This is a genomic window from Pseudorhizobium endolithicum, from assembly GCF_902153245.2.
Classification (GTDB): domain Bacteria; phylum Pseudomonadota; class Alphaproteobacteria; order Rhizobiales; family Rhizobiaceae; genus Neorhizobium; species Neorhizobium endolithicum.
The window spans coordinates 50,833-64,539 of sequence record NZ_CABFWF030000014.1 but is presented as its reverse complement, the minus strand read 5'-3'; the positions used below and the strand labels follow the sequence as shown (position 1 = coordinate 64,539).

Annotated in this window: 6 protein-coding genes; 5 read left to right on the top strand and 1 reads right to left on the bottom strand. The window is 62.9% G+C overall.

Annotated elements, in window-relative coordinates; all coding sequences use genetic code 11:
- Window positions 1-23: 23 nt before the first annotated feature.
- From RTCK_RS15590 to RTCK_RS21060, 4 genes are all read left to right on the top strand, one after another.
- Complete coding sequence (locus tag RTCK_RS15590) at window positions 24-866, top strand: endonuclease/exonuclease/phosphatase family protein (RefSeq protein ID WP_142593469.1); 843 nt, start codon at window positions 24-26, stop codon at window positions 864-866.
- A 69-nt stretch (window positions 867-935) separates the two neighbouring features.
- Window positions 936-2,369 (top strand): aldehyde dehydrogenase family protein, encoded by a 1,434-nt coding sequence (locus RTCK_RS15585; protein ID WP_142593468.1) that lies wholly within the window; start codon window positions 936-938, stop codon window positions 2,367-2,369.
- 40 nt (window positions 2,370-2,409) lie between these two features.
- Entirely contained in the window at window positions 2,410-3,381 is a 972-nt protein-coding gene (locus RTCK_RS15580) for a threonine ammonia-lyase (protein WP_142593467.1), read from the top strand.
- Between the two features lie 137 nt (window positions 3,382-3,518).
- Window positions 3,519-3,641, top strand: a complete 123-nt coding sequence (locus RTCK_RS21060; protein ID WP_268963141.1) for a hypothetical protein — start codon at window positions 3,519-3,521, stop codon at window positions 3,639-3,641.
- A gap of 48 nt (window positions 3,642-3,689) precedes the next feature.
- Here the strand turns inward: RTCK_RS21060 and RTCK_RS15575 are convergent, their stop codons facing one another.
- Window positions 3,690-4,865, bottom strand: coding sequence for a M20 aminoacylase family protein (locus tag RTCK_RS15575; RefSeq protein WP_235988717.1), 1,176 nt, complete (start codon window positions 4,863-4,865; stop codon window positions 3,690-3,692).
- A gap of 316 nt (window positions 4,866-5,181) precedes the next feature.
- Here RTCK_RS15575 and RTCK_RS15570 point away from each other — a divergent pair, with 316 nt between their 5' ends.
- Window positions 5,182-13,692: a GH36-type glycosyl hydrolase domain-containing protein gene (locus RTCK_RS15570; protein ID WP_142593466.1), complete on the top strand. Its 8,511-nt coding sequence runs from the start codon at window positions 5,182-5,184 to the stop codon at window positions 13,690-13,692.
- Window positions 13,693-13,707: the final 15 nt, after the last annotated feature.

Sequence of the window (13,707 nt, the reverse complement as noted above, 5' to 3'; positions counted from 1 at the left end):
ACGGGCATACCGCACAGAGGATCATGCGGACGAAACGCGAAACACTTCCCACCAACATTCTCGCCTCCATCCGGAATCGGAAGGGACGAAGAGGGTCACCGTCGGGACCGGCCGCGCCGGACGAAAGCGACGGCGTGCTCATTGCCTCCTACAACGTCCACAAATGCGTCGGCGTCGACGGAAAGTTCGACCCTTACCGCATAAAGGAGGTCATCAAGGAGATCGGCGCCGATGTCATCGCCCTCCAGGAGGCCGATACCCGGTTCGGGGAAAGGCGCGGCTTACTGGACCTAGACTGGCTGGAGCGGGAGACGGGCCTGCTCCCCGTGCCGATGTCGAGCGCCTCGAAGGCACACGGATGGCACGGCAACGTCATCTTCTTTCGGGAAGGCCTGGTGCGCGATGTCCATCAGATCAGGCTGCCGGGGCTGGAGCCGCGCGGCGCACTCATCACGGAACTCGAAGTCAAAGGCGGTACGGCGCTCAGGGTGATCGCTGCCCATCTGGGCCTTCTGCATCGGTCGCGCCACCAGCAGACGCGGATGATCATCGACCTCCTGAGCTCCCGAGAGGAGCAGCCGACGATCCTGATGGGAGACCTGAACGAGTGGCGGCTGGGGGACCGATCTTCCCTGAACACCTTAGCCTCAGTTTTCGGATTGCCGCCGGCGGTGCCAAGCTTCCCGTCACGGCTGCCCGTCCTGGCCCTGGACCGCATCATGGCGAACCGGCCGGAGATTTTGGGGCCTGTCATGGCGCATGATACTCCGCTCGCCCGCCTTGCTTCGGATCACCTGCCCATCAAGGCCCGTATTCGTCTTCAGGCGGAAGCAGCGGGCGAAGATGCCGTGTCTCAAAACATTTAGTCATACTATTGAACGTGACGGCTCGACGTCGTAAGGCAGCACCCGACCGACGAACAAAAGGAGCTGACGATGACCATCTATCAAAACCTGATTGCCGGAGAATGGGTGGGCAGCGAGGCCTCCAACAACATCAGCCCGTCCGACACCAACGACGTCGTGGGCTCCTATGCCCAAGGCTCGGCCGATGACGCGAAGCAGGCTATCGTGGCTGCCAAGGCGGCATTTCCAAAATGGTCGCAATCCGGCATTCTGGAACGCCACGCCATTCTGAAGAAGACGGCGGACGAGATCCTGTTGCGCAAGGAAGAACTCGGCAAGCTGCTGGCCCGCGAAGAAGGCAAGACCCTTCCGGAAGCCATCGGCGAAACCATCCGCGCGGCCCAGATCTTCGATTTCTTCGCCGGCGAGGCGCTTCGCCTGACGGGTGAAGTGGTGCCGTCCGCAAGGCCCGGCATCGGCGTCGAGATCACCCGCGAGCCGCTCGGCGTCATCGGCATCATCACGCCGTGGAACTTCCCGATCGCCATCCCCGCCTGGAAGATCGCGCCGGCGCTCTGCTACGGCAACACGGTCGTCTTCAAGCCGGCCGATCTCGTTCCGGGTTGCGCCTGGGCAATCGTCGACATCCTTCATCGTGCGGGCCTGCCGAAGGGCGTCCTCAATCTCGTCATGGGCCGCGGCTCCGTCGTCGGCCAGGCAATGCTCGACAGCCCGGACCTCGCCGGTATCACCTTCACCGGCTCTACTGGCACCGGCAAGCGCGTTGCACTCGCCTCCATCGAGCATAACCGCAAGTTCCAGCTCGAAATGGGCGGCAAGAACCCGATGGTGGTTCTCGATGATGCCGACCTCAACATTGCCGTCGAAGCTGCAGCCAATTCGGGTTTCTTCTCCACCGGGCAACGCTGCACGGCCTCATCGCGCCTGATCGTCACGGAAGGCATCCACGACAGGTTCGTGGCGGCACTCACGGAGAAGCTGAAGACGCTGACGGTTGACAATGCCTTGAAGCAGGGCACCCATATCGGCCCCGTCGTTGACGAGAAACAGCTCAAGCAGGACATGGACTATATCGAAATCGGCAAGCAGGAAGGCGCCAAGCTTGCCTTCGGCGGCGAGCGGCTGGAACGGGAAACGCCCGGCTTCTACCTGCAGCCGACGCTGTTCACGGAAGCCACGAACCAGATGCGGATCTCCCGCGAGGAGATCTTTGGCCCCGTCGCGAGCGTCATCCGCGTCAAGGACTATGACGAGGCTCTTGCCGTTGCCAACGACACGCCGTTCGGCCTCTCGGCCGGCATTGCGACCACCAGCCTCAAATATGCGACCCATTTCAAGCGCAACTCCGAGGCCGGCATGGTGATGGTCAACCTGCCTACGGCGGGCGTCGATTTCCACGTTCCGTTCGGCGGGCGCAAGGCATCCTCTTTCGGTCCGCGCGAGCAGGGGAAATATGCCGCCGAGTTCTTCACTGTGGTGAAGACTGCCTATACGCTGCCCTGACGAAAGGCGGCGGTCATCGGCGCCTGACCAGGGTCTGCCAATGACGAACATCCAGATGATAGAAGCCGCACGCGACCGCTTGGCCGGTCGGGTGCGGCGAACACCCCTGCTCTCCTCTTCCTTCCTCGACGAGATTGCCGGACGGCGCGTTTTCGTGAAGGCGGAGTGCCTTCAGCACACAGGCTCCTTCAAGTTCCGCGGCGCATGGTCGGCCATTTCGGCACTTTTGCCCGAAGTCCGCACGCGCGGCGTCATTGCCTTTTCCTCCGGCAATCATGCACAGGGTGTCGCGCTCGCCGCCAGGCTGCATCGCATTCCAAGCGTCATCGTGATGCCGTCGGATGCGCCGCGCATCAAGATCGAGAATACCCGGGCCTATGGTGCGGAGGTCGTGCTCTACGACCGCTCCTCCGAGGATCGTGATGCCATCGGTGCCAGGATCTCGCAGGAGCGGGGGCTGACCCTCATCCGGCCCTTCGACGACCCGATGGTCATTGCCGGCCAGGGCACCGCCGGCCTGGAAATCGCCGAACAAGCCGCTGAAGAGGGTTTGGATACGGCCGACGTGCTCGTGCCGACGGGTGGCGGCGGCTTTGCTTCCGGCATCGCTCTTGCGCTCGACGCAAAGGCGCCCGGCCTTCGGGTGCGACCCTGCGAACCGGAAGGCTTCGACGACGTCGCAAGATCGCTTGCTGCGGGGAGAATCGAGCGCAATGCGAGCCAGTCAGGCTCGATCTGCGATGCCATCGTCACGCCGCAGCCGGGTAATCTCACCTTTCCGATCCTTTCCCGCCTGTGTGGACCCGGCATCGCCGTCACCGACGACGAAGCCCTGCGAGCGATGGCACTGGCCTTTCAGAGGCTGAAGATCGTGGTGGAGCCCGGCGGGGCGGTAGCGTTGGCGGCGGCGCTCTTTCACGGGGATAGTACCGCCGGCACGGTGATTGCCGTGATCTCGGGAGGGAATGTCGACAACGACGTCTTCGCCGAGGCGCTGAGCCTGCGCCATTGAAGCCGAGCGTCTGACAACAGCGGCACCTATCGTTCTGGGTGGAATTTTTCACTGAGTGGGGTGCAGAGTGTTTATCTCTACCGCGCCGGTGGAGGTAAGCTACATTGAAGGTAGATAGGTTGCCTCAGGAGAGAAGCATGCGGCTTGGTGTTTCCGATCAGCGGTCGCGTCGTCCGCAGTGGGCGCTTGCCGCGAACACGTCCCTCATTGCGCTCGCCTTCGCCTTCGTCACCGCCCTGACCCTGGGCGTGCTTGGGTGACGAGCGCCTGCCGCTCCTGAGCCGGCAGGCGCTCATCGGCAGAACTCGTCAGGCAGGAACTCCTGAGGAAGCCAGCCAGGCCTCGGCCAGTTCTACCCAAAGGCTCGTTCCGATGGGCAGCGCGTCGTCGTTGAAGTCGAAGCGCGGGTGATGGAGCGGCGGATCCTTCTCGGTTCGCCTGGTCCCGAGGAAGAAATAGCTGCCGGGGCGCTCCGCCACCATATAGGCGAAGTCCTCGCTTCCCATCATCGGGCGAGGGATGTCGCGGACCTTGTCTTCTCCCACGACGCGTTTCGCCACTTCCCGAACGAACTCGGTTTCGGCTGCGTGGTTGACGGTCGGCTCATAGCCTCGCTCGTAATCGATCGTGACGGACATGCCGTAACTGGCGGCCTGGCCTTCGGCGACGGTGCGGATACGCTGCTCCAGCCGGTCGCGCACATCGGCGTCGAAAGAGCGGATGGTCAGCAGCATTTCGGCCCGTTCGGGAATGACGTTGCTCGCCTGCCCGGCGTGGAAGGCACCCACGGTGACGACGGCCGAATCTACCGGATGCAGGTTGCGCGATACGACCGTCTGCAGCGCCATGATGATGCTTGCGCCGGCGACGATCGGATCGGCCGTCTCCTGCGGCTCCGCGCCGTGACCGCCGCGGCCGTTGACCGTGATGCGGCATTCGTCCACGGCGGCCATCACCGGCCCTTCGCGGACATAGATCTCCCCGAAGGGCAATCCCGGATCGTTGTGAAGGGCGAAGACGGCATCGCAGGGGAAGCGATCGAACAGGCCATCCTCGATCATCAGCCGCGCTCCGCCGAAATTCTCTTCCGCCGGCTGAAAGATCAGGTGGATCGTGCCGTCGAAGTTTCTGCGATCGGCAAGCAACTTCGCCGCTCCGAGGAGCATGGTCGTATGCCCGTCATGGCCGCAGGCATGCATCAGGCCAGGTGTCAGGCTGGCATAGGATGCGCCGGTCTCCTCCATGATCGGCAGGGCGTCCATATCGGCCCGAATGCCGATCGAGCGGCTGCCCGTGCCATTGCGCAGGGTGGCCACCAGGCCCGTCTTCGCCAGCCCCCGCGTCACCTCGTAACCCATGGCCTCCAGCTTCTCCGCGACGAAGTCCGATGTCTTGAACTCCGACAAGCCAAGTTCGGGATGCCTGTGCAGGTGGTGCCGAATGTCGACGAGTTCCGGCATGTCGTTGGGGATACGTATGGTCATCGGTCCTCTCGACTGTAAATGGGGTGGCCCGTTGCGAACCAGTTGCGGTTCCATAGCAATGCTTGGGCCTGCGGGTAAGCCTCCGGTTCGATCAAAACCGTTCAGCTATCGTTCAGCGAGGCCACCTTAGCGTTGGCGACGACCATTCGCGTATTCAGGCTGCCGCTGTTTGCAAAATCCTCGCTGCCCTCTATCTCCCTTCATCGCGGAGGCCCGTCGGGTGCCCGCGCGCTCGCATCAGCACAAGGATCAATGGCTTTTCTGGCGAAGGCCGTCTAAGTCCATTTCGACCGAAGCATAGTCAAAAGCTGAACCCATGTCCTTCAACAGTACTCCGTCCGCCCCGCCTCGTGATCCTGAAGCCAAGCAGGTCGATCACAACGATACGATCAGGGCCGCCTATCTGACGAATGCGGAGCTGCAAGAACTGGGGCATGCCTTTGGACGTCACGGCCGGCAGAGCCTTCCCGAATTCCAGCCGTTCGAATTCTTTTCCCGTCACCGGTCAAACGAGAAGGAAATCCTCCGCGTCTACCGCACGATCGCTGCGGATGTCGATGCGGGAGCGGCGATCACTCCGGCTGCGGAATGGCTGATCGACAATCATTATATCGTTGAAGAAGCAATCCAGGAGGTCCGGCGCGACTTTCCGCGTCGTTTCTATCGGCAGTTGCCCCGGGTGAGCGTCGGCGGTCACGAGATGCCGCGGGTCATGGTGCTTGCGTGGCTCTATGTCGCCCATACGCACAGCACGATTTCCAAGGAATCCCTTGCAGCCCTGGTAGAAGGTTTCCAGGAAACCGAAGCCTTGGAAATCGGTGAACTCTGGGCCCTCCCTTCGATCCTCCGTTTCGTGCTGATCGAGAACCTGCGCCGGATCGCGGTGCGTGTCGACAGCTCCCGTCGGATGAGGATCAAGGCGAACGAACTCGCCGACACGATCATCCGTCTCAACGACGAGAGCGCCAGCGCCAGCGTCCTCAAGGACCTTGAGCCGTTCGCGCGGGACAACACCTTCGCGACGCAGTTCTTCTATCGCCTCCGCAACGCCTCTCAGACCTCCAGCTTTGCGGTGTCCTGGCTCGAGGAGCGCCTACAGAAGGCCGGAACCGATGCCGAAGAAGCGATGATGGCGGAACATAACCGCCTTGCTTCGGGCAACGTCATGATGGGCAACATCATCAAGGGCCTGCGCGAGATCGACGACACCGAATGGAGCGTCTGGTTCGAGGACGTTTCTCACGTCGACCGTATCTTCCGGGAGAGAACCGACTACGAAACGCTCGATTTCGGCTCCCGCAACAGCTATCGCAGCCGTATCGAGCAACTTGCCCGCCGCTCCGAAAAAACGGAGATCGAGGTGGCGCGGATCGCCATCGAGCTGGCAGAGAAGGCCGCTCACGACGGTGGGGAGCCCGGTGAGAGCAATATCGGCGCCTTCCTCGTGGGGCGGATGAGAAAGCGGCTGGAGGCAGCCGTCGGCTACAACCCGCCCTTCCTACAGCGTGCAGTCCGCCAGGTGCGCCGTTTCCATTGGATGGCAATCGCCGTACCCGTCCTGCTGCTGACGCTGCTGGCGATGGTGGTCGTCGGCTGGTTCCTGACAAATGCAGGAATGCCGGGCCCAATTCTCATCCTGTTCCTCTTGATGTTCTCGCTGCCCGCCTCGGAAGGGGCAACTGGCCTCTTCAACACGCTGGTGACCTATTTCGTGAAGCCGGCGCGTCTCGTGGGCTTCGAGTTCAAGGACGGCATCCCCAAGGACGCGCGCACTCTCCTCGCCGTACCCTGCATGCTGACCAACCGCGACACGATCGATGAGCTCGTGAGAAACCTCGAGGTCCATTATCTTGCCAATGCGCGAGGGGAGATCTACTTCGCATTGCTCAGCGACTGGAAGGACAGCCCGGTCGAAGAAACGGCGGAAGATCTCGATCTTCTCGAATACGCCAAGCGAGAAGTGGCTGCTCTCGCCCGCAAGTATGCCTATGACGGCAAGACCCGCTTCTTCCTCCTGCACAGGCGCCGCCTCTTCAACCCTGCGGAAGGCGCCTGGATGGGCTGGGAGCGCAAGCGCGGCAAGCTCCACGAACTCAACCTGCTGCTGCGCGGTGACCAGGACACCAGTTATCTCCCCGGTGCCAACGTCGTGCCGGAGGGTGTCCAGTATGTGATGACCCTGGATGCCGACACGCGCCTGATGCGCGACGCGGTCACGAAACTGGTCGGCAAGCTTCACCACCCCATCAATCAGCCGGTGCATGACCCGGAGACGGGTCATGTGACGGAAGGTTACGGCATCCTCCAGCCGCGCGTGACCCCGTCGCTGACGACAGGCAAGGATGCCTCCGTCTTCCAGAGGGTCTTTTCGGTCGGCCGAGGGCTGGACCCTTATGTCTTCACCGTCTCCGACGTGTATCAGGACCTGACGGGCGAGGGCACCTTCACCGGCAAAGGCCTCTACCATGTGGACGCCTTCGAGCGGTCGATCAAGGGCCGCATCGACGAGAACTCGGTCCTCAGCCACGATCTCCTGGAAGGGTCCTTCGCGCGTTGCGCGCTCGTGACCGACGTGGAACTCGTCGAGGACTTTCCCACCCGTTACGAGGTGGAGGTCTCCCGGCAGCACCGCTGGGCGCGCGGGGACTGGCAGCTGCTGCCCTATATCCTCGACCCCTCACGCGGTGTAACCGCTCTCGGCCGCTGGAAGATGGTCGACAACCTGCGCCGTTCCCTGACCCCGATCGCCTGGTTCTTCGCGTCGGTGCTCGGCTGGTACTTCTTCGAGCCGCTGGGTGCGCTTGTCTGGCAGATCTTCCTGATCTTCCTGCTTTTCGTCGCCCCGACCCTCTCGCTGATCACGGGGGTTTTCCCGCGCAGCACGGATATCGTGCCGAGCGCCCATTTCTACTCGGTCTGGTCCGACATCCGCTCCGCCAACGCCCAGGTCGCACTGCGTATCGTGTTCATCGCCGACATGGCGTGCCTCATGACGGATGCGATCGGCCGGTCCCTCTACCGGCTGTTCGTCAGCCGGAAACTCATGCTGGAATGGAAGACGGCTGCGAGCATCCAGTCCAGCGCGCAGGGCAGTCCGCTCGACTACTACAAGCAGATGTGGCATGCGCCGGTCATCGCGGTGTTCAGCCTGATCTTCGCGGCCATTCCCGGCGACAACGCCTTCCTGGTCGGGCTGCCGTTCGCGGTGCTGTGGATCATGTCGCCGCTTCTCGCCTGGTATGTCAGCCAGTCCGCGGAAACCGAGGACCGGCTCTTCGTTCCCGAAACGGTGGCGACGGAACTTCGGCAGATTTCACGGCGCACATGGCGATATTTCGAGACCTTCGTCACGGCGGAAGAAAACCATCTGCCGCCCGACAATTTCCAGGAAAGACCCGAACCGGTCGTAGCGAGACGGACGTCGCCCACCAATATCGGCGTCTATCTTCTCTCGGTCGTTTCCGCCCGCCAGTTTGGATGGATCAGCTTCGCCGACACGATCGAGCGCCTCGAGCGGACCATATCGACCGTGGAGAAGATGGAGAAGTACCGCGGGCACCTGCTGAACTGGTACCACACCGACAGCCTCGCACCCCTCGGTCCGCGATACATCTCCGCCGTAGACAGCGGAAACCTGGCCGGCCACCTCATCGCCATCTCGTCTGCCTGCCGGACCTGGGGCGAAGCACCCTCGGCCCATCTCCAGTCCAGTCTGGACGGCATCGGCGATGTCCGCGGGATCCTGTCCCTCGCCATGGCAGCGCTTCCGGACGACCGCAAAACCGTGCGGCCGCTGCGCCGCCGGCTCGAGGAGCGGATCAACGGCTTCGGCAACGCGCTGGCGGCCGTGAAACGGGAGCACGAGTTTGCATCGATCCGCATCATCAATCTGGCGGTCCTTGCGCGCGACATACAGAAGCTGGCAACGAACCTGCATCACGAAACCCAGTCTCCACTGAGCGAAGAGCTGCTCTACTGGACAAGCAAGCTCGTCGATGTCTGCGAGGCGCATATCTCCGACAGCGTCTTCGACCATTCAAACATCGAGCCGCTGCGCCGGCGTCTCCTCGCGCTCGGCGACCGAGCCCGCGACATCGCCTTCTCGATGGACTTCACCTTCCTGTTCCGGAAGGACCGCAGGCTCCTGTCCATCGGCTACCGCGTGGACAGCAACGAACTGGATGAGGCCTGCTACGACCTGCTGGCATCGGAATGCCGGCTGACCAGCCTTTTTGCCATCGCCAAGGGTGACCTGCCGAACGAGCACTGGTACCGCCTGGGAAGACAGGTCGTGCCGATCGGCGCCCAGGGTGCGCTGGTTTCCTGGTCCGGCTCGATGTTCGAATACCTGATGCCGCCGCTCGTCATGCAGGAAAGGCAAGGTGGTATCCTCAACCAGACCAACAATCTGGTGGTCAAGGAGCAGATCGCCCACGGCAAGCGTCTCGGCACCCCCTGGGGTATTTCCGAGGCGGCCTTCAACGCGCGGGACCACCTGCTGAACTACCAGTACACGAACTTCGGCGTACCGACGCTCGGCCTGAAGCGTGGACTGGGGCAGAATGCGGTGATCGCGCCCTACGCCTCCATCCTTGCCAGCCAGTACGACCCCCTCTCGGCGCTGGAGAACCTGCAGGACCTTCAGCAACTGGGAGCGCTTGGTCGCTACGGATTCCACGATGCCGTCGACTTCACGCCGACCCGCGTCCCGTCCGGATCGCGATGCGCCGTGGTGTACAACTACTACGCGCACCACCACGGCATGTCGATCGCCGCGATCGCCAACGTCGTGTTCAATGGCTATCTGCGCGAGCTCTTCCACGCCGATCCGGTGATCGAGGCTGCCGAACTGCTCTTGCAGGAGAAAGCGCCGCGTGACGTTCCGGTCATGAGCGCCAAATACGAGGAGACGCCGGGCAAGGGGCAGGCGGATCTCCTGCGGTCCGAAATTCGCACTATCGAGAACCCCGCCTTCAGGGACCGCGAGATCGCGCTTCTCTCCAACGGACATTACTCGGTGATGCTGACGGCCACCGGAGCGGGCTCGTCACGCTGGAACGGCCAGGTGGTCGCACGCTGGAAGCCGGATCCGACGGAGGATCGCTGGGGACAGTTCATCTTCATACGGGACACGGCTACCGGCGACTGGTGGTCGGCGACCGCCGAGCCACGGCGGATCGATGGCGAAGTCAGCAAGACCATGTTCGGCGACGACAAGGTGGAGTTCCACAAGACCGTGGGGGACATCACCAGCGTCGTGGAATGCATCGTGGCCACGGAGCACGATGCGGAAGGCCGTCGGGTAACGCTGCTCAACATGGGCAGCGAAGACCGCTTCATCGAGGTCACGTCTTATCTGGAGCCGGTTCTGGCGTCGGAGGACGACGACAATGCACATCCGGTCTTTTCGCGGATGTTCGTTCGCACCGAGATCGGCAAGCGCGGCGACGTCATCCGGGCCTGGAGGAACAAGCGCAATCCGAACGAGCCGGCCATCATGGTGGCGCATCTTGCCGCCGACAATGCCGGACCGGCACGTCCGACGGAGTTCGAGACCGACCGCCGCAGATTCCTGGGACGGGGTCGCACGCTGTCCGAGGCGGCGGCGTTCGATCCGGATGCGACACTCTCGGGAACGGACGGCTTCACCCTCGACCCGATCATGGCGCTCAGGCGGATAGTGCGCGTGCCTGCCGGCAAAAAGATCAACATGATCTTCTGGACCATCGCCGCACCGAAACGGGACGAGCTGGATCAGGCGATCGAACGCTACCGGCATCCGGACGCGTTCGCCCACGAACTCATCCAGGCATGGACAAGAACCCAGGTGCAGATGCGCCACCTCGGCATCAGTTCGCAGCAGGCCGCGGGTTTCCAGCACCTCGCCCGTTACCTGATCTATCCCGACATGCATCTGCGGTCGGACCGGGAGACCCTGGAGGCGGGGCTGCAGCCGCAATCGGCCCTGTGGCCGGTGGCGATCTCCGGCGATTGTCCGATCTTCGTGCTGCGCATCAACGACGACATGGACATCGGCGTTGCGAAGGAGGCCCTGAGCGCGCAGGAATACCTGCGTTCACGCGGAGTGACGGCGGACCTCGTCATCATCAACGAGCAGGCTTCTTCCTATGCGCAGGAGATGCAGCATGCGCTCGAGAGCCTGAGCGAGCCTCTTCGCCGTGCCGGACAGACGGAATCCGGGCGCCCGCACGTGTTCGTGCTCCGCCGGGACCTGATGGAAGACAGCACCTTCGATGCAATCATCTCCGCAGCGCGTGTGGTTCTCCATGCCCGCAACGGAAAGCTCATCGACCAGATCAACAGGGCAGTTTCCCTTTTCGCGGCGCCCGTTGATCCGTCCACCCATCATCGACTGCTAGCGTCTTCTGCACAGGCCATTTCCTCCAACCGTCAGCGGATGGGCGACGGTCTGGAGTTCTGGAACGGCTTCGGCGGATTTGAGCAGGACGGACGCGAGTACGTGGTGCGTCTCCACGGAGGACAGGCGACTCCTCATCCATGGATCAACGTCATCGCCAACGACCGGTTCGGTTTCCATGTGTCTGCCGAGGGCGGCGGCTATACCTGGGCCCGCAATTCCCGTGATTATCAGCTCACCAGCTGGACGAATGATCCGGTCATCGATCGGCCAAGCGAGGCCTTCTATATCCTCGACTGCGAGACCGGCTCCGTCGTCAGCCCCTTCGCCTCGCTCGCCAGGGATCCCGATCAACAGTTCGATGCGAGACACGGCCTCGGATATTCCGTCTTCTCCACGCAAGACGAAGGGCTCAGGATAACGGTCACGCAGACGGTTGACCGCGAGCGTCCGGTCAAAGTCTCGGGCTTGCGGATCCGCAACGGCGGTTCTGCAACGCGTCAGCTGCGTGTCTTCGGCTATGTCGAATGGATCCTCGGCAACAACCCGGCGCGGACGCTTCCCTATGTCGTTACCAGCCACGACGAGGACAGCGGAGCGGTGCTGGCGACCAACCGCTTCAGCACGGCTTACCGCCGTCACGCCTTCCTGGCTGCCAGCGAGCCTACGGCAAGCTTCACCACGAGCCGCCGTGATTTCATCGGCCGCTTCGGCTCCATCCGCTATCCGGCTGCACTGTCGTCCATGGAACCTCTGGGCGGTACGGTTGGGGTCGACGGCGATCCCTGCGCCGCGATAGCCTGTGACATCACGCTGGCGCCAGGTGAGGAGAAGGAGATAGCGTTCTTCCTAGGCGATGCCGAAACCGGCGAGGAAGCCGTCGAACTGGCTCGGCAGGTGAAGGCGGAGCGCTTCGACAGCATTCTTGCCGAAACGAAGGCCTACTGGAGGGAGTTCACGGGAAAGCTGACGGTGGAAACGCCGGACAAGGCCTTCAACCATCTGGTCAATCACTGGCTTCCCTACCAGGCCCTGGGTTGCCGCGTAACCGCCCGCAGCGCCTTCTACCAGGCCAGCGGTGCCTACGGATTCCGGGATCAACTGCAGGATACGCTTGCGCTCCTTCTCCAGCAGCCGTCGCTTGCCCGTCGGCAGATCATCGGTGCGGCGTCCCGGCAGTTTCCGGAAGGCGACGTGCAACACTGGTGGCTGCCGGAGAGCGGCGCGGGGGTCCGTACGCGGATAGCAGACGACATCGTGTGGCTGGCCTACGCAATACACGAATATATCACCGCGACGGGCGACGATGCCATTCTCGATGAGGTTATTCCCTTCATCGAGGGGCCTTTGCTGGATGCAAAGCAGCATGATTCATTCTTCGAGCCGACCGTATCGACGCAGACAGCCGATCTGTACGAGCATGCGGCGCGCGCCCTGGATCTCGCGATAGAGCGCACGGCCGGCGACGGCCTGCCTCTGATGCTGGGCGGTGATTGGAACGACGGCATGAACCGCGTGGGTATCGGCGGCAAGGGATCGAGCGTCTGGCTCGGATGGTTCCTGCTCGGCGCTCTGGAGAACTTCGCCCGGTATGCTGCCAAGCGCAAGGACCACGCACGTTCGGAGCGGTGGACCGCCCATGCCGTCAGGCTGAAGGAGGTTCTGGAGGACGCCGGCTGGGACGGAGGCTACTACCGTCGCGGCTACTTAGACGACGGTTCGCCTTTGGGATCGAGCGAAGCTCAGGAATGCCGGATCGATTCAATCTCCCAATCCTGGAGCGTTCTTTCCGGGGCAGGCGATCGGGAGCGGTCGGAGCAGGCCATGGATGCGGTCCTGGCGCAACTGGCCGATGACAAGGCCTCGATAATCCGGCTTTTCACGCCGCCTTTCGCGGATACGCTTCAAGATCCCGGCTATGTCAAAGCATATCCGCCTGGCGTTCGCGAGAACGGCGGCCAGTATACCCACGCGGCCGCATGGGTCGTCTACGCCCTCACCCGGCTGGGACGAGGTGATGACGCTTGGCGGTGCTTCAACATGCTGAACCCGGTGAACCACGCCTTGGATCGCGAGGCCGCCGAACGGTACAGGGTCGAACCCTATGTCGTTGCCGCCGACGTCTATGGTGCGGGAGCGCTCACCGGACGCGGTGGCTGGACCTGGTATACCGGCTCGGCCGGTTGGCTCTACCGTTGCGCCGTGGAGGGCATCCTCGGTATCAGCCGGCGCGGCGGCGAGCTCCTCGTTCGGCCGGTGCTTCCGGCGGAGTGGCAGAGTTTCGACGCTGAGATCACGCTCGACGGGCAGTCCTGCAAGCTGGCGGCCCGGAGGCAGCAGGACGGAAGCCTTGCCGTCACGGTCAATGGCCAGGCCCTAGGCGAAGGAGGGCAGATCTCGATATCCGCGATCGCACCGGCGCCGAAGCGCGTGCGGGAAGAAGCCTGAGGGCCGATTGGAAAA